Genomic DNA, 17,033 nt, shown 5'->3' with positions numbered 1-17,033 from the left:
GCCTGCCGTCGCGCCGCGGGTCACAGCCCCAGGTTGTTGTGCTCCAGCACGCGTTCGGCGCGATAACTCGAACGCACCAACGGCCCGGCGACCGCTTCCACGAAACCCTTGCCCAGCGCCAGTTCGCGATAGGCACGGAATTCGTCCGGGGTGACGAAACGCTCCACCGGCAGGTGGTGCGGGCTGGGGCGCATGTACTGGCCCAGCGTGACCACGTCGACGGCGGCGGCGCGCATGTCGTCCAGCGCCTGCTCGATCTCGGCGTCGGTTTCGCCCAGGCCCAGCATCAGGCTGGTCTTGGTGAGCGTCCTGGGCGCGTGGCGCTTGGCGAACGCCAGCACGTCCAGGGTCTGCTCGTAGCCGGCGCGCGGGTCGCGCACCGGATGGGTGAGGCGACGCACGGTTTCCAGGTTCTGCGCGTAGGTGGCCAGGCCGGCGTCGAGCACGGTGGCGACGCTGGCATGGTTGCCGGCGAAATCGGGCGTGAGCGCCTCCACCGCGGTGTCGGGCGAGCGCAGGTGGATGGCCTTCACGCAGGCGGCGTAGTGGGCGGCCCCGCCGTCCGCCAGGTCGTCGCGATCCACCGAGGTGAGCACCACGTACTTCAGCCCCATCAGCGCCACCGCGTCGGCCACCTTGGCCGGCTCCAGCGGGTCGAGCCAGCCGTTCGGGTTGCCGGTGGACACCGAGCAGAACTTGCACGCGCGCGTGCACACCGAGCCCATCAGCATCAGCGTGGCGGTGCCGCGGCCCCAACACTCGGCGATGTTGGGGCACTTGGATTCGGCGCACACGGTGTTGAGCTGGTGCGTGCGCACGATATCGGCCACTTCCTCGTAATGCGCGCCGCTGGGCAGCTTCACGCGCAGCCATGGCGGCTTGCGGCTGACGTCGGGCTCATGGCTGTGCGCGTTGGGCTTCTGGCCGCCCTTTACCGCACGCGTGCCCTGCGGACTGGTGAACTTGCTGCCGTCCGGGATGGAAGGGTTGCTGGACATGGGGATGCGGGCTGGCTGGACTGCCGCCAGTGTCGCGCGCCACGCCTGCGCCTGCCCTGATGCACGTCAAAGCAGCCGGGTCGATGCCACGCGCCGCATGCCGATCAACCGCGCCGTGGCGGCACCAATCGCAGACGGGGGGAGCCGCTCTGCTGGTTGGGGCTGAGCAACGCCTGGATTTCCTCGGCCTGCAACGGATACGAGTAGAGGTAGCCCTGCCCCTCGACGCAACCGGCGCGCAGCAGGAACTCGTGCTGCGCCTCGGTCTCGATGCCTTCGGCGATGGTGACCAGGCCCAGGCTGCGCGACATCGCCAGCATCGCCTCGGTAATCGCCGCGTCGTTGGCGTCGCCGGGCAGGCCGGTGACGAAAGAGCGGTCGATCTTCAGGTAAGTGACGGCCGGCAGCTTGAGGTACGCCATCGAGGAGTAGCCGGTGCCGAAATCGTCGATGGCCACGTCGATGTTCAGCATGTCCAGCGTCTGCATGGTGCGCTGGGTGTCGTCGCCCAGCCGCAGCATCGCGCTCTCGGTGATTTCCAGCAGCAGGCGGTGCGGCGAAACGCGACGCGACTGCAAGGTACGGCTGACCCCGTCGACGAAGGATGGATGGCCGAACCAGCGCGCGGAGATGTTCACCGCCACGCGGATCGGCGGCACGCCGGCCAGGTCCCAGGCCTGGATCTGGGCGCAGGTGGCCTGCAGCACCCATTCGTCGATGCGCCGGATCAGGCCCAGACTCTCCGCCACCGGGATGAACTCGCCGGGCAGTACCTCGCCGCGCTCCGGATGCTGCCAGCGCAGCAGCGCCTCCACCGCAACGATGCGCCCGCTGCCCAGCTCGATGCTGGGCTGGAACACCAGGCGGAACTCGCCCCGGCTCAGTGCCTGGCGCAGTTCGGTCGCCAGCTGCAGGCGGCGCCGGTTGTCGGCATGCATCATCGGCGTGTAGAAGCGGAACGCGTTGCGCTCCTCGGTCTTGGCCGCATACATCGCCGCGTCGGCGTTGGCGATGAGGGTGGCCGCGTCGTTGCCGTCCAGCGGGTAGCCGGCCACGCCGATGCTGGCGGTGAGCACGACCTCGTAATCGTCCAGCACCAGCGGCTCGGACAGCGTCGCCAGCAACCGGTTGACGATCGCCCGCGCATCCTCGCGCAGGCTCAGTCGCGGCAGCAGCACGGTGAACTCGTCGCCGCCGATGCGCCCGGCCACGTCGCCGTTGGAGAGCTGCCGGCTGATGCGCTCGCCCACTTTCACCAGCAAGCGGTCGCCGATCGCGTGACTGTAACTGTCATTGACGATCTTGAATGCATCCAGGTCGATGAACAGCACCACCGCCGCCAGCCGCTCGCGCTCGGCCTGGGCGATCGCCTCGCTGCAGTAGCGTTCGAACTCGGCGCGATTGACCAGGCCGGTGAGCGGATCATGCCGGGCCAGGTGTTCCAGCCGGCGCTGGTTGGCCTTGGCCTCGTGGATGTCGGTGCACACCGCCACGTAATACGTCACGTGGCCGTCGCCATTGCGGATCGCGCTGAGGCTCAAGTGTTCCGGATAGGTCGTGCCGTCGGCGCGGGTGCTCAGCACCTCACCGATCCAGTTGCCGCCGGCGGCCACGTCGTCCCAGATGGCTTTCGGCAGCGCACGCCCGTCCGGCAGGCGGCGCGTGTCGCCCAGCCGCCGGCCCTGCAGCGCCAGGCTGCTGAAGCCGGTCAGCTCGGTGTGCGCCGCGTTGGTGGAGGTGATCCGCTGCTGCGCGTCGGCGATGACCACGCCCTCGGCGATGCTGGCCAGCGCCTCGGCCGCCACCCGGCGCTCCTGTTCCATCGCCACCCGCTCGGAGATGTCGCGGATGATCGCCTGGCACACCGGCAACTCGCCCCAGCGGGCAACGCTGGTCTGGGTCTCCACCGGGCGGGAGCTGCCGTCGGCGGCCAGCAGCGCGTTGGTGGCGGCGCGCCCCGCCTGCTGGCCGGCCAGCGGCTGCAGGAACAGGTGCACGTAGCGGTCGCCGATCAGCTCCTTCGCGCTGCGCCCGGTCCAGGCCGCCGCCGTGCGGTTCACGTCGAGAATGCGTCCGCTGCCTTCGTCGATCATCACGATCGCGTCGGCGGCGCTGTCGAACAGCAGCCGGTAGCGCTCTTCGCTGCCGCGGATGCTCTCCAGGATGCGCCGGGCCATGCCCAGCCACAGCAGCACGGCGACCAGGGTGACCGCGACCACGCCACCGAAGAGCAGCTTGCCGACCCACGAGGCGCCGCGCGCCACCTCGACCGAGAAGACGTTGGTGCGCGGCTCGATGAATCGGTTCAATTCGTGGATGCGACTGCGTTGGCGAAGCTGCTCGGCCGGCGGCAGGCCACCGGCCGCGTAGGCGCGTTGCAACTCGCCGGCAATCTCGTCCAGCTCGGTAATGGCGTCGTCGACCGAGTACCAGGCGCGCAGCGCCTCGCTGATGTGCGGCGCCGACGAAAAATGCTGGAGGATGAAGATCATCCCGGGGATGGCATCGGGGATCACGCTGCCCCGGGCGAACGCCTGGGCGACCTTGTCGTGGTCGAACTGGCCCGAGGCGATCGCGTCGCGGGCCCAGCGATCGGAGAGCACTACCGCGTAGTGGCGCCTGAAGCCGGCCAGGTCCGCGGCGTCGCCGCTGATCGCATAGGCTTCCAGGTCGATCACCGACTGCTTCTGCGCCTTGGACCACAGACTCTCGCCGTTGAGGAAACCGGCGAGAGTGATCTGGATCTGCAACGCGCCCCAGGTCAAGGCCAGCATCAGCCCCACCATCGCGATCAGCGCATACGCCAGCGGCATCAGTCGCCGCGACAATGGCTTTTGCAAGGTGGCTCGGGAAGTGCGCATCATGCCCCTTCTACCATGACTGGTGCCTTGTGACCCACTGCGTGCTCCTTGGTTGCTGCAGTTCGGTACGTCAGGCGGCGGCTTCCCTCAGGGCCTCCAACTCGTAACGCGTGCCGATGCAATGATCCATGCTGATGCGCATGCTTACATAGCTGCGCTTGATGCAACTGGCAATATGTTCCACGTCGTGCGCGGCCGGGGTCGTCCCCATCAACGTGCAGACGATCTCCAGCGCCTCCCACGGATGGGTATCGTCATAAGCGGCATGAAGTTGAAGCCAGCGCAAACTGCCGGCACGTTCCTTCGGCGCGAAGCTCTCGGCATAGGCCTTGCTTTCGTATACGCGCTGCGACCACTCGCCAGTGGCCCCCTCGACGGCGTAGTTGGTGGCTGCGATGCTCGCCGCCAGCGAACCGCTGGCGCAAATCTCCTCGCACCAGTCCGCCAGGGTACCGGTGCCGTGCGGCGCCCGGCCGTTCAGCACGTCCTCGCGCTCAACGCCCGCGCCTTCGGCCCAGTTGAGCCAGTATTCGGCATGGTTCTGCTCCACGCGGATGTTGCGCACCAGCCAGCGCCGGGCCAGGTTGTCGCCGGGGCTGCGGCCGAAGCGGGTCTTGAGCAGGCTCAGCGCCATGTACGCCGGGAAACGCTCGATCACCGGCCAGATCCCGACCATGAAGTGACGCGTCGCCGTGTGGCTGAGCGAAGCCTCCCTCATCAGGTCCCACATCTCGTGCCGCACGACGCCTTGCTTGGCGGCTTCGCAATCGGCCACCATGTCCTGCGCCCATTGGGGGTAGCTGGTCAGTTCGGTGAGCGGGCCGGTACGTTCAAAACGGGTGTTCATCTTCCATCTCCTTACAGGTGGATGTTGCGGTGGTTCGCCTTGCCTGACCGCGCGCTGGACTGCTGCCGGTCCTGATCGGACGCCGCCGGAGGCGGCGCCACGGAAAAATGCCGCATCGGCTGCAATGGCGACGCACGAGCAGCGTGCCGCAGTGCAGGGGTTGCTGTCTGGATACCATGTCGCACTCCGCCCATTCACGCCAGCCGGCGGTCCGGACATCCGGATGCCTGGTTGGTTTTCGCGGGTTCGCGAGGGGGCGCTCGGCAATCACTGCGCGGCCACCGCGCTCTCGGGCAGGTCCTTGCGATAGCGGGCGATTTCATCCTCCGGTACGCCAGCGGCGCTCATGTTGCGCAATGCCTGCTGCATCCGTGCTGTCCCTTCGGCGCGCCTTCCCATGCGCAGCAGGATCTGCGCGTGCAGCGCGCCAAGCACGGAGGCGCGGCCCGGATCGGCAGTGCTGGCCTGGTAGGCCGCCGGATCGACATGCTCGATCAGGGCCAGCGCTTCGGCCTGGCGACCCAACTGGCTGAGCACGTCGGCGCGCGCGACGCGCGCCGCCTGCACCGCGGGACTACGTTCGCCGGACACCGCCACCAGGCCATCCTCGGCCGCGCGCAGATCGGCCAGCGCGGCGGGCAGGTCACCGGCCTCCTGCTCCTGCGAGCCAAGGTTGAGCTGCTCGACCAGGGTGTACTGGTGGCGAGGACCCCAGCGTGCCAGCGCGCGCCGGTAGACGTCGCGCTGCACCACCAGCGCCCTGGCCTCGTCGCCGCTCAGCGAATACAGGTAGCCCAGCGAACTCAGCGCCGTGATCGTGCCCTGCCCGCTGGGCCCTTGCGTCGCCTCGTAGTCCGCCAGCGCCTGCTGCGTGGCCACGATGGCCGCGGCATGGTGACCCTGCGCGCGCAGCGCGTCGCCCAGCCGCGAGTGCGCCAGCGCCAGCACCGCCCGGCCCACGCGCTGCTCGGTGTAGGCCGGCCCGCCCAGCACTTCGCGGGCGATCCGTTCGGCCTCGCCGGCCCGGTCCAGGCGCAGCTGGCAGCCGGCGATGCCCAGCAGCAGGTGGGCGGACATCAGCGCATCATCCGGATGCAGGATCTTCTGCGTGGTCAGCGCGGCACGGTAGTTGTCCAGCGCCACCTGCACTTGCAACTGCTGGTAGGCCAGGTCGCCGCGCGCCATGTGCGAGCGCAGGCTCACCTCTGACACTGCCTGGCGGGTCACGCCGGCGGCCGCATCGGCCTCGTCAAGGCGCGCCGTGGCCTGCTTGAACTGCGACATGTGCGCCTGCATCACCACCAGTTCGTACTCGGCCAGCAGGCTGCGTTCGTCCGCGCGGCCGAGCTTCTGGCGCAGCAAACCGGCTGCGGCCAGCAGGTGGGCCAGCGCCTTGCGGTAATCACCGGTGCTGCGATACGCGCGGCCCAGGGTCTGGTGCAGGCCGGCCGCCAACAGCGGTGCCTTGCCGAAGCGCTGGTCCACGCGCGTGGCCGCGGCATCGAGGATGTCGCCGAGGCGGGGGTTCTTCTCGTACCACGCCGGCGAGTCACCGCCGATGCCTGCACCCAGCAGGTCCTGGTTGAGGAATTGATTGGTCGCGGTAGCCAATGCGGCCTGCCGCTGCGCTTCGTCGCGGGCCACGCGGGCACGCTGGAACTGCCACAAGCTGGTAGCCAGGCCGACCAGCAGCAGCAGCACGGCGGCGACGATCCACGGCCGTCGTGCACGGCTGCGCTGCAGGCGCTGCTCGGCGCGATGCGCACGCGCCTCGGCCTCGCGCAGCCGGCTGCGTTCGACCTGGCGCGCCTCGCGCCGGCGCAATCGCGCGCACAGCTCGGCCACGCTGCGCAGCCGGCGCGCGGGCGCGCCGGCGGTCGCCGCGGCGATGTCCTCGCACAGCAACTCGTCGTCGACGTCGGCCTCCCATCCGGGTGCCAGCGGCCGGCGCAGGTCGCCCACTACCAGTTGGTACAGCATCAGGCCAAGCGCATAGACGTCGCTCTGCACCGTCGGCGGCTGGCCCGCCAGCAGCTCCGGCGCCAGGTACAGCGGGGTGGCGCTCGAGTCGCCGGCCGCCTGAGTCAGGGTCAGGCCCAGCGCGGTGATGCCCAGTTCCTGCAGGCGTTCGGGCTCGAGCAGCCGACTGGCGCCGAAATCCGCCAACCGCGGCTGCCAGCCGTCGCCGGCCGGCCGCATCAGCACGTTGGCCGGCTTGATGTCCTTGTGCAGCACGCCGACTTCGTGAGCGGCGACGATGGCATCGGCGATCTGCAGGAACAGCTGCAACCGCTGCGGCAAGTCCAGCGCGGCCAGGCCGGGCGAGCCGGCGGCCCATTGCGCCAGGTCCTCGCCGCCGTACTCGCATTCCAGATAGAACGGCGCGGTGGCGAAGTTCCAGTCGATCACGCGCACGAAGTCGACGCGCTCGCCCAGGCTCTCGCGCAACAGCCGGTGGATCGTGGCCTCGCGCTTGAGCGCCGCCAGGCGCTCACCGTCGGCACTGAACTTGTACACGCGCAATTCGCCGGTCTTGTCGTGGCGGGCCAGCCAGACCTCGTTGCCGTGCGCCGGCCCGAGCTGCTTGCGCAGGCGGAAGTGTTCGCGCCCGGGCACGCTCTGCCCTGCAGCCAACGACAGCAGACTGTGCAGACGCCGGCCGGAAACGGTCCGCTCCACCGGCCCGTGCAGGCGATAACCGACCCGCGGCAGGTTGACGATGCGCCCATGCCCACCGGCGCCGAACGCCTTGCGCAGCTTGGCGACCGCGTTGGCCAGCACGTTGTCCACGGTAGGCCGCGCGCCCCATACCGTCGCGAACAACTCCTCGCGCGGCACCACCTCGTCGGCGCGACGCAGCAGGCAAGCGAGCACCTGCTGCGGGCGTTGCTCCAGTTCCACCGGCTGGCCGTCGACGCGCAACTCGCCGCGCGCCTCGTCGAATTCGACGTTGCCGAAGGTGTACCGATAAAGCGGTTGTTCGTCGCCCTGTTCGACCGGCTGCATAGGCCCCCCACGGGAACTATGCCGCAGATGGCAGTGCGGCGCGAGCCGCGCCCCGCAACGATCGCCACCGCCGTTAGTGATCGGTTAGGCCGCCGTGACGACTTGGCGGCCGCCGGCGTGCGCCAATCGCTCCGTCCACTGCCACTGCCGCGAAGCCCGCCATGCGATCCCTGCCGCATCCGTCCGCCGCGTCGCTGTTGCTGATCCTGGCCTGCGCCGCGGGATGCGACCACCGGACCAGTTGGGTCGATGTCGACGCCAGCGGCTGCAACGACGCGCGGATCAGCGCGATGAACCGCGACCGCGAGCTGGTGCACCAGATGGGTGCCGTGTGCGCGGTCAACGGCAAGGCGGCCACCGCCGACCGGCTGCGTTGCCACGGCAACACCCTGCAGGTGGCCTGCCGCGAATGACCGCTGTCGTACCCGTTGAACGTCCATCCGCCACGAGGTGATCCCGATGTCCACGCCAACCACTGCAAGCGCTGCCGGACCCGGCAGTTTCCTGTCCGCACTGGAAGCCTTGCGCAGCCCGGCCAACCTCGCCCTGGTCGCGCTGGCGGCGATCCTGGCGCTGGCGCTCACGGCGCTGGCCACGGCCGGCTTCGCCGCCGGCAGCATTGGCTCGACCTTCGGCCTGCTGCTGATGGTGCTCGCCTGGCTGGTGGGCGAAGCCGGCTACTGCGCCGTGACGCTGCGGCAGTTGCAGACGGGTCGTGGGCAGCGGCCGGCCGGCATCGCTGTCGCGGCGATCAGCGGCTTCTTCGCCGCGATCAAGGTGCTGCTGGCGATGCTGCTGCTGTGCATCGCGATGCTGTTGCTGCTGCTGGCAGCCGGCGCGCTGTTCCTGGTCACCCAGATCCCCGGCATCGGGCCGCCGCTCAACTACGTGGTGTTTCCGGTCGTGGCCCTGGTGGTGGGCGTGACGCTGTACGCACTGCTGTTCATCGCCGTGCCGCTGGCGGCGGTGGCTGCCTGCAACGGGCGCTCGGTGTTCGGCATCGTCGCCACCACGGTGCTGGTGATCCGCTCGCGGTTGTTCGACACCGCGCTGCGCGGCGTGTTGCTCAACCTGATGGCGGCGTTCGTGATCGTGCTTGGCGTGCTGATCGTCTCGCTCGGCGTGGCCACCTCCGGCGCGCTGCAGCAGATGGTCCACATCGGCCACGCCGGCTACGGCCAGCCGGGCGGCTACGGCAACGCCATGCTCGCCTTGGGCGGGATGGGCGGCGGCCTGCTCGGCGCACTGCCCGGCTTGCGGGCAGCGGGCGCCTCCTCGCTGGTGCTGTATTTCCTCGCCTTCAGCCTGGGCCTGGTGGTCTACGCCAGCGGCTGGGTGGTGATCTTCAACGACACCGCGCGCGACCTCGATCCGGCGGCCCTCGAAGCGCAGATGCGCACCCAGGCGGAGCGCGTGCAGCAGAAAGCGCGCGCGGCACAGGCCCGCGCCGCCCAGATGGCCCGCGAGCACGGCAGCAGCGCGGGCAACGACACGCCACCGCCGGATGCGTGAACGCGCCGGCCCGCACGACCCGGGCACTTCCCTATCCCTTCGATGAGGACCAGCACCATGCACACCACACAGCTTGCAGGTCTCCTGCTGATCGCCGGCCTGCTCTGCGCCTGCGGCGCGGACAAGCCCGGCGCGGCCACCGCCGGAAGCGATGGCCGAGCCGCGGCACCGGCGGCGGCGCCGTCCGGCGACGCGTCGGCCGAGGACGTCGCCGCCGCCGCGCGAGGCGATGTCGACTGCCCGGTCGATGCCGCGCCGAACGCTCCGGGCACGCCGGTGGACGACATCGTCGGCGTGCGTCCCGGCATGAGCTACGAGCAGGCCGCCAACGCGGTGATGTGCAGCGGCCCCTTGCTGGTGATCAAGCCCGAGAACAGTCGCGGCTTCGAGATCAACACCTTCGGGCAGACCGTCCGCCAGGGCTTCAGTGCGCGCTTCGCCGAGCCGCGGGTGAACAAGAGCGGCCGCCAGATCATGCAGGAGATGGAGCGCGATGCGATGGCGCGGGGCATGAACGCGGTCCGCCAGGACATGCAGCCGGGCCAGTCGAAGTGGTTCGTCGCCACGATGGGCATGCCGGGCCAGGAGAAAGCCATCAGCGTGGCCCGCGAGCAGTGGTTCGAGCAGGATCGCAACCCGACCGTGGACAGCGTCGAGCAGGCCCTGCTGGAGAAATACGGCGCCTCCACCGAGCGCAACGACCAAGGCGACACCCACCAGCTGCGCTGGGCCTACGACCCGCGCGGACGCCTGATCACCGAGACCTCGCCGCTGTTCAACCGGTGTCGCGGCGCCGCCGACCCGGACAGCGGCGTGAGCCTGTCGGCGGATTGCGGCCTGGTGGTGGCTGCCAACGTGGTTCCGCTGCGCGGCAATCCGGCGCTGGCGCAGTACCTGCAGGTCGGCGTGGTCGACCAGGCCGGCGGCTACCAGGCATTGACCGACACCCAGCAGGGGCTGCAGGCGATGGATGCCGAACGCCGCGCGCAACAGGTGCGCGACGCGGGCAAGAACGCCCAGGCGCCCCAACTGTGAGGTACGCAGGCATGCGCATGAATCCGATCCCCCGCACCGGCACGGTTCCGCTCTGCCTTGTGCTGGCAGCGCTGTTGCTGGCCGGCTGCGGCAAATCGCCAGCCGCACCGACCGCCGCCACGGCAGTGGGCGAGCCGGCCGCGGCAACGCCGACGCGACCGGCCGGAGCCGCGGCGCCCGGCGCCGATGCCGGCAGCCTGGCCGGCCGCAGCGGCACGCTGAACAACCCGGACAACGCCACCATGGTGTTCCTCTATTACGACCTGGCCGGCATCGCGCCGCCGGTCGACCAGTGGGTGGAGGCCGATCAACGCGTGCGCTACGCACCCGGTGCCGACAAGGCGGCACGCCGCGCTGCCGTGCGCGCCGAGTTCGAGGCCGGCCTGGCCGCAGTGCGCGGCGTGGGCATGCTGCAACTCACCCTCCAGGCGAACCTGAGCAGCTACGACCCCACCTACGGCGAGTTCACCGTGGGCGCGCTGTCGCCCGGCGCGGTCTACACCTTCAAGGCGCAGGAGCAGACCGTGAATCTCAAGTTCGACAACGCGCTGGCCGCACAGAGCTGGAGCGTGCCGAAAGACCAGGCGCAGGCGATCGTCGACAGGATCGGCAACGACTCGCTGCTGCTCGATGCCACCGTGCACATCCGCAAGGTGTTGCCGGGCCCCGGCGGCGGAACCGTGGTGGCGCACGTCGACTCGTGGAGCCTTCGCGACAGCCGCAGCGGCAGCACCGTGGCGCGTGTCACGACCAGGGACTGACCGTCCGCCCCAACCCTCCACCAGCCCAGGAGCCACCATCATGATCCGAGTCCGTGCCTTCGCCACCCGCCTGCCCGCACTCGCGCTGGCCACGCTGTTTGCCGTGGCCATGCCAGGCGTTCCCGCCCACGCGGCCGACTGTGCCGGCGTGTCCTGCTTCGATGCCGGTCCGTTCGTGGCCGAGGTGACCTCGGTCAGCCCGTCGTGGGACCGTACGCATCGCACCCACTTCCTGCGCCTCAACGTGCGCTTCCGCAACACCGGCAGCGAGCCCGTCTCGCTGGCCTTTCCGTGGCGCGGGGCGGCGACCATGACCGACAACTACGGCAACACCTATTCCATCGACTGGCGTTATCCCGAGCGCATCGTCGGCATCGCCGTGATCAGCCGCAGCGGGGTCAAGGGCAACTTCACCATCGCGCCGGGATCAAGCCGCACGGCCAGCTGGATCTTCAGCCGCAGCGTCGCGTCGACGCCGGTCAGCAACGTGTTCGCCGCCGACCTGCCGGTGGAGGATCTGCAGCCCATCCCCGGCCAGCAGAAGGTGCGCGTGGGCAACCAGTATTCGCTGGACTTCCAGCAACTGCGTGGCGGTTCGCTGGGCCTGCTCGGCGATGGCAACGGCAACGGCAACCGCGGCGAGCAGGCCGCCGCGGGCATGGGGCTGCTGCTCGACGCACTGTCGAAAAAGAAGCACCACTAGGGTCGCGGTGAGCGCAACGCCGCCGTCGGAGCCCGCGGACGGGCCCCGACGGACTTGGCGCGGCTGCCGGGATGCGGCCGGCTCCGCTCAGTGGCTCGGCGCCATCGGCGCCAGCACCGCCTCGGTCACGCTGCTGCCGTCGTGGCCGAACACGGAGTGGTTTTCCTCGGTGCGCCGCGACACCGCCAGCAGGCGCGTGCCGACCTGCTGCAACGCGTAGTCGGTGGTGGTGCCGAACTCGATGCTGATGAGCAGCTTGCGCCCCTTGATCGCCAGCATGTTGCGCACCGCCACCGGCACGCCATCGGCGCCCAGCCACACGCTGAGCTGGCCGGCGTACTTCTTGACCGACATCTCCTTGTTCGCTGACGGCGGCATCGGCACGTCGAACACCAGCAGGCGCGCCGGCTTGCCGTTGCGGGTGTCGTCGCGCTGGCTGGCCAGGGTCGCGCCGTCGAGCTGGCGCAGCAGCACCGGCGCGTAATTCACCATCGGCTGCACGTTGACCGGGCTCAATTGGCCGAGCAGGTCCTGCACCGGCGTCGGCGCATCCTTGTTCTTCGCGTTCACCGCCGCCTCGGCCGCGGCACGCTGCAGCAGCTCCGGCGAAAAATGCAGCTCCAGGCCATCGGTGCCGCTGCGCACGCCCAACTGCAGCTGCGCGCGCTCGATCTTGCCGTCTTCCTTCTTCACCGTGCTGCTGACGCGCGCCGTGGCCAGCAGCGGCTGCGCCGGCTGCAGCTTGCCCAAGGTGGCACGCAGGTCGGACACGGCATCGGCCCGGGCCAGTGCCGGCAAGGCCAACGCGGCGAGCAGCGCGGCAAGGATCACGCGTGAGGTCATGGTACGGTTCCGGTCGCCAGGGGCGGCCAGTATCGCCTGCCCGGGCGGCGCGCACACGGTCGGCGCCGCCGGCAGTTCAACCGGCGTGCTTGTGCGGCACCGCGCGCACGGTCGGCTCGAACAGGATGCCCACGCGGCTGGCCGGCGCATCGCGATACAGGCCCAGCACGCAGTGCTCCGCGCGCAACGCAAAGTCCGCGTAATAGACCACGCCCGGATAGGGCACGAAGGTCAGGTCGGGCGAACACGAATACATCCGCTGGTAGCCGCTTGCCACCAGCACCTTGAACAGCATCAGGCGCTCGCCCGTCGGCACCTGCAGCTCGCCGTGGCTGCTCTTGAGGTTGTAGCACCGGCGACCATCGCAGAAACTCAGCGGCATCGCCTGGCTGGCCAGGTTCGGCGACAGCTTGATCGTGGCCAGCGGCTGGCCGGCTGCCGGCTGGTACATCGGCAGCCCCGCGCAGCCGCCAAGAACGGCAGCGGCCACGGCGGTCAGCAGCCGGCGGGTGACGCGATCGGCGCTCATCGGTGGCCTGCCTGTGCATGGACATAAGAGACGTAGCGCTTCTCGATCTCGCCCGCCTCGAGGTCGCCGGCGGAGTAGTCCTGGTCGAACAGCACGAACACCCAGTCGCCCATGTCGCCCGCCACCCGGCCAACGGTGAGGTCCATGGTGGGGCGGTCGCGGATGGCATCCGGCAGCGATTCGTACAGGCGGAAATACCGTTTGTGCCGCTGCAGCGCCAGCTCGGCGCAGCGGTACATCAGATAGGCGTGGGTGGTGTCGCGGTCGATGTAGCCGTTGCCGGAGAAACCCACCTTGAGCAGTTCACCCGGGCCGGGCTGCTCCCAGTAACCGCCGGTGTAACCGCGGATCACCCCCTTGTCGGAGTGATAGCCCGTGGCGCAGCCGCCAAGCAGCACGGCGGCCACCATCGCCCACATCCTTCTTCCCATCCCCTTCCCCCGTTCCCTCGCCAGCCTGTCGCGGCGAAAAGCCGCCTCGATGCGTATCCGCCGACGCGTGCCGCGCGATGATGCACGGCCACCCCGGTGGCCGCAAGCGCTTCAGGCCAGGACGCGGCGCAACTGGGCGAACGCCCTGGTGATGGCGTGCGGATCGATCACGCCGTAGCCGAACGTCACCGCCGGCTCGATCGTGCGCGTCATCGCGTAGCTGGCGGTGGATTCGGCGCCGACGGCGTGGCGCAGGATGATCGGCATGAGCCGGGCCGCCCGCGCGGGGTCGCGGAATCGCGCGGCCAGGTGCAGGCCGGCTTCGGAGGGAATCGGTTGCAACCAGCGGCCGAGCTCACCCTGCAGCGCGTCGAGCAGGGCCGCGCGGCGCCCGGCGTAGATCGGCCGCATGTGGCGCACGTGCCGCGCGAGGTGGCCGTCGCGGATGAAGGCGGCAAGCGCGGCCTGGGTTATGCCGTCGCAATGCGAGTCGACGCAGTGCTTGACGGTGACCAGCCCGCTGCGCGCCCACGCCGGCGCCACCACGAAGCCCTTGCGCAGCGAGGGAAACATGCTCTTGGAGAAAGTGCCGACGTAGAACACCAGGGCGTCGCGGTCCAGCGTCTGCAGCGCATCGAGCGGACGGTCGCCGAAGCGGAACTCGCCGTCGTAGTCGTCCTCCACGATCACCGCATGGCGACGACGCGCGAAGTCGAGCAAGTCGGCACGCCGACGCAGCGACATCGCCACGCCGGTGGGCGACTGGTGCGACGGGGTGACGCTGATGATGCGCACGTCGTCGGGCAGACGCTCGACGCACAGGCCCTCGTCGTCCACCGGCAGCGGCACCAGTTGCGCGCCGGCGGCGGCGAACGCGGCGCGCACCGGCGGGTAGCCCGGTTCCTCCACCGCCACCTTCGTCTGCCCCGGCGTGACCAGCAGGCGGGCGATCAGGTCGAACGCCTGCTGCGCGCCGGAGGTGACGATCACATCGTCGGCGCCGCAGGCCACCGCGCGGGTGAACGCGACGTGCTGCGCGATCGCCTCGCGCAAGGCAGGGATGCCTTGCGACGGCGCATAGGCGAACGGTTCGCGGGCGCTCTGGCGCAGCGTCTGCGCCATCAGCCGGCGCCAGACCTCGTGCGGAAAATGGCGGTGGTCGGGAATGCCCAGACGGAAATTTCGCTCGGGCAGGCTGCGCGCCGGCGACGGCTGCAGGAACGGCGTGCGCCATGCCGGCGCGAAACGCGATTCGTCCGCGCCCGTGTGCACCGGCCTGGATCGCCGCCGAACGAACTCGGCGACCCGCGGCCGGGCGCCCTGACGTGGGGCCAGGTAGCCCTCCGCGATCAGCAGGTCGTAGGCGGCGACCACGGTATTTCGCGCCACGCCCAGGGCCTCGGCCACTTTCCGCGTGGCGGGCAACGCGGCGTGTGGTGGCAGGCGGCCGTCCAGGATCGCCGCGCGCAATTGCTGGTGCAGCGCCTGCGTGAGCGTGCCTGAGCCACGCGGCAGCAGCACCGGGAACGGAAAAACTGGTTCCATGGAATCTCTCGGGAATGGATCAATCACAGGTCCAGATTATGCCTAGAGTCGGCACCGTACGGCGGGCGCCGCCCGCCGTTCCCGAGTCGAAAAGCCGGCGGGCACCCCCGCCCCAAGCGAGGCCAGACCATGACAAACGCCATCTGCGAAACCTGCGGCACGCAATACCCGAACGTCCCCACGCACTGCGCCGTCTGCGAGGATGAGCGCCAATACGTCGGCGCGCACGGCCAGACCTGGACGACGCACGACGCCCTGAAGGCCACCCACACGCTGCGCCTGCAGGACGAAGCCGGCGTGCTCGGCATCGGCCTGGCGCCGGATTTCGCCATCAACCAGCGCGCGCTGTACCTGCCCACCGACGCGGGCAACATCCTGTGGGAAGCCTTGAGCCTGGTCACCGACGAGGCGGTCGCCGCCCTGAAGGCACGCGGCGGCGTGGACCTGATCGCGATCTCGCATCCGCATTTCTACGCTTCGATGCTGGAGTGGAGCGAGGCGTTCGGCAACGTGCCGATCCTGCTGCACGAGGCGGACCGCGACTGGGTGCGCCGGCCGTCGCCGAACGTGCAGTTCTGGCGCGGCGAGGTCTACCGCCTGTCCGACGCGGTGACCCTGATCAACAGCGGCGGCCACTTCCCCGGCAGCACCTTGCTGCACTGGAAGAACGGGCCGCGACCCGGCGGCGCGCTGTTCTCCGGCGACGCGCCGCACGTCGCCAGCGACCGCCGCCACGTCTCGTTCATGCACAGCTACCCCAACTTCATGCCGATGCCGGCGGCCGACGTGCACCGCATGCGCTCGCGCCTGGCCGGCTGCGACTTCGAGGACGTCTACGGCTTCACCTGGGGCCGCAACATCATCGGCGGCGGCCGCGCGGCGGTCGATGCCTCGTTCGCACGCTATCTCGCCGCCATCGCCGCCTGAGGACACGCCATGAATCGTTCCGCCCGCCTGCACGACTATTTGCCCGCCCGCTTCAGCACCGCCGCCGCGCGGCACTGGGTGCCCTCCTCCACGCCCGGCAAGTCGTCCAGCCCGTTGCGCTTCTTCGCCGACGACCGCGGTTTCGTCGAGCTGCTGCGCATGGAACCGGGCACGGTGATGCCGCTGCATCGGCACACCGGCGAGATCCACGCGTACAACCTCAGCGGCACGCGCAAGCTGTGCACCGGCGAGCTGATCGGCCCGGGCGACTACGTCTACGAGCCGCCGGGCAACACCGACTGGTGGAAGATCGTCGGCGACGAGCCGATGCTGGCGCTGGTGATCGTGATGGGCACGGTCGAGTTTCTCGGCCCGGGCGGTGCGGTGACCGCCCGCGCCTCGGCCAGCACGCAACTGGCGGAGTACGAACGCCATTGCCGCGAGCTGGGCGTGGCGATGCCGGATGTGCGGGACCGCTGAACGTGGCTCGGGGGCGACGCAGCCCGGGCGGCGGCGGCAACCTTCGCCGGCCGTGTCGAAATCGCTGCCCGCCAATCGTCTTACGGGAGACGAGCAGCGCCGCTCTCCGTATCCACCACCACCGGAAGACCCCGCCATGCCCAAGATGATCTTCGTGAACCTGCCGGTCGCCGACCTCAAGAAGTCGATGGCCTTCTACGCATCCCTCGGCTTTGCGAACAACCCCCACTTCAGCGACGACACCGCCGCGTGCATGGTGTGGAGCGAGGCCGTCCACGTCATGCTGCTCACCCACGCCAAATGGCGCGGCTTCACCGAGCGGCCGCTGCCGAGCGCAGGCGCCAGCGAAGTGATGCTGGCGATCTCACTCGACGACCGCGCCGCGGTCGATGCCATGAACGGCACGGCCGCGGCGAACGGCGGCACGGCCGACATCAACCCCGCGCAGGATCACGGCTTCATGTACAGCCGCAGCCTGGCCGATCCCGATGGCCACGTGTGGGAAGCGTTCTGGATGGACCCGGCGGCCATCCCGCCGGGTTGATGATGTCCGCT

The 17,033-nt window shown here is 69.8% G+C and carries 16 protein-coding genes; 8 read left to right on the top strand and 8 right to left on the bottom strand.

The window, feature by feature from the left end; translation table 11 throughout:
* Nucleotides 1-20 precede the first annotated feature (20 nt).
* From lipA to ACVCMG_RS01055, 4 genes are all read right to left on the bottom strand, one after another.
* Nucleotides 21-998 (bottom strand): lipoyl synthase, encoded by a 978-nt coding sequence (lipA, locus tag ACVCMG_RS01070; protein WP_447114693.1) that lies wholly within the window; start codon nt 996-998, stop codon nt 21-23.
* A gap of 104 nt (nt 999-1,102) precedes the next feature.
* A complete protein-coding gene (locus ACVCMG_RS01065) occupies nt 1,103-3,859 on the bottom strand; it encodes a putative bifunctional diguanylate cyclase/phosphodiesterase (RefSeq protein WP_447114692.1) in 2,757 nt (918 codons plus the stop codon).
* A 70-nt stretch (nt 3,860-3,929) separates the two neighbouring features.
* A complete protein-coding gene (locus tag ACVCMG_RS01060) occupies nt 3,930-4,706 on the bottom strand; it encodes a TenA family transcriptional regulator (RefSeq protein ID WP_395118904.1) in 777 nt (258 codons plus the stop codon).
* Between the two features lie 267 nt (nt 4,707-4,973).
* Nucleotides 4,974-7,712: a protein kinase domain-containing protein gene (locus ACVCMG_RS01055; protein ID WP_395118906.1), complete on the bottom strand. Its 2,739-nt coding sequence runs from the start codon at nt 7,710-7,712 to the stop codon at nt 4,974-4,976.
* A 161-nt stretch (nt 7,713-7,873) separates the two neighbouring features.
* On the opposite strand from ACVCMG_RS01055, the gene ACVCMG_RS01050 reads away from it, so the two are divergent.
* The 5 genes from ACVCMG_RS01050 to ACVCMG_RS01030 are packed head-to-tail and all read left to right on the top strand — an operon-like array spanning nt 7,874 to nt 11,723.
* Nucleotides 7,874-8,125: a hypothetical protein gene (locus tag ACVCMG_RS01050; RefSeq protein ID WP_395118908.1), complete on the top strand. Its 252-nt coding sequence runs from the start codon at nt 7,874-7,876 to the stop codon at nt 8,123-8,125.
* A gap of 46 nt (nt 8,126-8,171) precedes the next feature.
* Nucleotides 8,172-9,224, top strand: coding sequence for a hypothetical protein (locus ACVCMG_RS01045; RefSeq protein WP_447106216.1), 1,053 nt, complete (start codon nt 8,172-8,174; stop codon nt 9,222-9,224).
* Nucleotides 9,225-9,281: 57 nt separating this feature from the next.
* Nucleotides 9,282-10,259: a hypothetical protein gene (locus ACVCMG_RS01040; RefSeq protein ID WP_447106217.1), complete on the top strand. Its 978-nt coding sequence runs from the start codon at nt 9,282-9,284 to the stop codon at nt 10,257-10,259.
* 17 nt (nt 10,260-10,276) lie between these two features.
* Nucleotides 10,277-11,020, top strand: a complete 744-nt coding sequence (locus tag ACVCMG_RS01035) for a hypothetical protein (protein WP_447106218.1) — start codon at nt 10,277-10,279, stop codon at nt 11,018-11,020.
* 40 nt (nt 11,021-11,060) lie between these two features.
* Nucleotides 11,061-11,723 (top strand): hypothetical protein, encoded by a 663-nt coding sequence (locus ACVCMG_RS01030; RefSeq protein ID WP_447114691.1) that lies wholly within the window; start codon nt 11,061-11,063, stop codon nt 11,721-11,723.
* A gap of 87 nt (nt 11,724-11,810) precedes the next feature.
* On the opposite strand, the gene ACVCMG_RS01025 is transcribed toward ACVCMG_RS01030, so the two are convergent.
* The 4 genes from ACVCMG_RS01025 to pdxR all read right to left on the bottom strand — a co-directional run bounded on the left by ACVCMG_RS01025 (nt 11,811) and on the right by pdxR (nt 15,071).
* Nucleotides 11,811-12,566 carry a hypothetical protein gene (locus tag ACVCMG_RS01025; RefSeq protein ID WP_447106220.1) on the bottom strand — a complete coding sequence of 252 codons (756 nt, stop codon included), beginning with the start codon at nt 12,564-12,566 and terminating at the stop codon, nt 11,811-11,813.
* 76 nt (nt 12,567-12,642) lie between these two features.
* Nucleotides 12,643-13,095: a hypothetical protein gene (locus ACVCMG_RS01020; protein ID WP_447114690.1), complete on the bottom strand. Its 453-nt coding sequence runs from the start codon at nt 13,093-13,095 to the stop codon at nt 12,643-12,645.
* Nucleotides 13,092-13,505, bottom strand: coding sequence for a CC0125/CC1285 family lipoprotein (locus ACVCMG_RS01015; protein ID WP_447114689.1), 414 nt, complete (start codon nt 13,503-13,505; stop codon nt 13,092-13,094). The genes ACVCMG_RS01020 and ACVCMG_RS01015 overlap by 4 nt, the downstream gene beginning before the upstream one ends.
* Before the next feature lie 132 nt (nt 13,506-13,637).
* Nucleotides 13,638-15,071, bottom strand: coding sequence for a MocR-like pyridoxine biosynthesis transcription factor PdxR (pdxR, locus tag ACVCMG_RS01010; RefSeq protein WP_447114688.1), 1,434 nt, complete (start codon nt 15,069-15,071; stop codon nt 13,638-13,640).
* A 129-nt stretch (nt 15,072-15,200) separates the two neighbouring features.
* Here pdxR and ACVCMG_RS01005 point away from each other — a divergent pair, with 129 nt between their 5' ends.
* The 3 genes from ACVCMG_RS01005 (at nt 15,201) to ACVCMG_RS00995 (ending at nt 17,022) form a co-directional block, all read left to right on the top strand.
* A complete protein-coding gene (locus ACVCMG_RS01005) occupies nt 15,201-15,998 on the top strand; it encodes an MBL fold metallo-hydrolase (protein WP_447114687.1) in 798 nt (265 codons plus the stop codon).
* A 9-nt stretch (nt 15,999-16,007) separates the two neighbouring features.
* The gene (locus ACVCMG_RS01000) at nt 16,008-16,478 is read left to right on the top strand and encodes a cupin domain-containing protein (protein ID WP_395118927.1); all 471 of its coding nucleotides are present in this window, start codon (nt 16,008-16,010) and stop codon (nt 16,476-16,478) included.
* Between the two features lie 136 nt (nt 16,479-16,614).
* Nucleotides 16,615-17,022 (top strand): VOC family protein, encoded by a 408-nt coding sequence (locus tag ACVCMG_RS00995; RefSeq protein ID WP_395118929.1) that lies wholly within the window; start codon nt 16,615-16,617, stop codon nt 17,020-17,022.
* The last annotated feature ends 11 nt before the right edge of the window (nt 17,023-17,033 follow it).

The sequence above is a fragment of the Rhodanobacter sp. UC4451_H18 genome (assembly GCF_052978225.1).
This window is presented reverse-complemented; position numbering and strand designations above follow the sequence as displayed.

Excerpts from the sequence above, each read along its gene's own strand:
- lipA (WP_447114693.1), bottom strand. The coding sequence starts at position 998 with ATGTCCAGCAACCCTTCCATCCCGGACGGCAGCAAGTTCACCAGTCCG.
- ACVCMG_RS01065 (WP_447114692.1), bottom strand. The coding sequence starts at position 3,859 with ATGCGCACTTCCCGAGCCACCTTGCAAAAGCCATTGTCGCGGCGACTG.
- ACVCMG_RS01060 (WP_395118904.1), bottom strand. The coding sequence starts at position 4,706 with ATGAACACCCGTTTTGAACGTACCGGCCCGCTCACCGAACTGACCAGC.
- ACVCMG_RS01055 (WP_395118906.1), bottom strand. The coding sequence starts at position 7,712 with ATGCAGCCGGTCGAACAGGGCGACGAACAACCGCTTTATCGGTACACC.
- ACVCMG_RS01050 (WP_395118908.1), top strand. The coding sequence starts at position 7,874 with ATGCGATCCCTGCCGCATCCGTCCGCCGCGTCGCTGTTGCTGATCCTG.
- ACVCMG_RS01045 (WP_447106216.1), top strand. The coding sequence starts at position 8,172 with ATGTCCACGCCAACCACTGCAAGCGCTGCCGGACCCGGCAGTTTCCTG.
- ACVCMG_RS01040 (WP_447106217.1), top strand. The coding sequence starts at position 9,282 with ATGCACACCACACAGCTTGCAGGTCTCCTGCTGATCGCCGGCCTGCTC.
- ACVCMG_RS01035 (WP_447106218.1), top strand. The coding sequence starts at position 10,277 with ATGAATCCGATCCCCCGCACCGGCACGGTTCCGCTCTGCCTTGTGCTG.
- ACVCMG_RS01030 (WP_447114691.1), top strand. The coding sequence starts at position 11,061 with ATGATCCGAGTCCGTGCCTTCGCCACCCGCCTGCCCGCACTCGCGCTG.
- ACVCMG_RS01025 (WP_447106220.1), bottom strand. The coding sequence starts at position 12,566 with ATGACCTCACGCGTGATCCTTGCCGCGCTGCTCGCCGCGTTGGCCTTG.
- ACVCMG_RS01020 (WP_447114690.1), bottom strand. The coding sequence starts at position 13,095 with ATGAGCGCCGATCGCGTCACCCGCCGGCTGCTGACCGCCGTGGCCGCT.
- ACVCMG_RS01015 (WP_447114689.1), bottom strand. The coding sequence starts at position 13,505 with ATGGTGGCCGCCGTGCTGCTTGGCGGCTGCGCCACGGGCTATCACTCC.
- pdxR (WP_447114688.1), bottom strand. The coding sequence starts at position 15,071 with ATGGAACCAGTTTTTCCGTTCCCGGTGCTGCTGCCGCGTGGCTCAGGC.
- ACVCMG_RS01005 (WP_447114687.1), top strand. The coding sequence starts at position 15,201 with ATGACAAACGCCATCTGCGAAACCTGCGGCACGCAATACCCGAACGTC.
- ACVCMG_RS01000 (WP_395118927.1), top strand. The coding sequence starts at position 16,008 with ATGAATCGTTCCGCCCGCCTGCACGACTATTTGCCCGCCCGCTTCAGC.
- ACVCMG_RS00995 (WP_395118929.1), top strand. The coding sequence starts at position 16,615 with ATGCCCAAGATGATCTTCGTGAACCTGCCGGTCGCCGACCTCAAGAAG.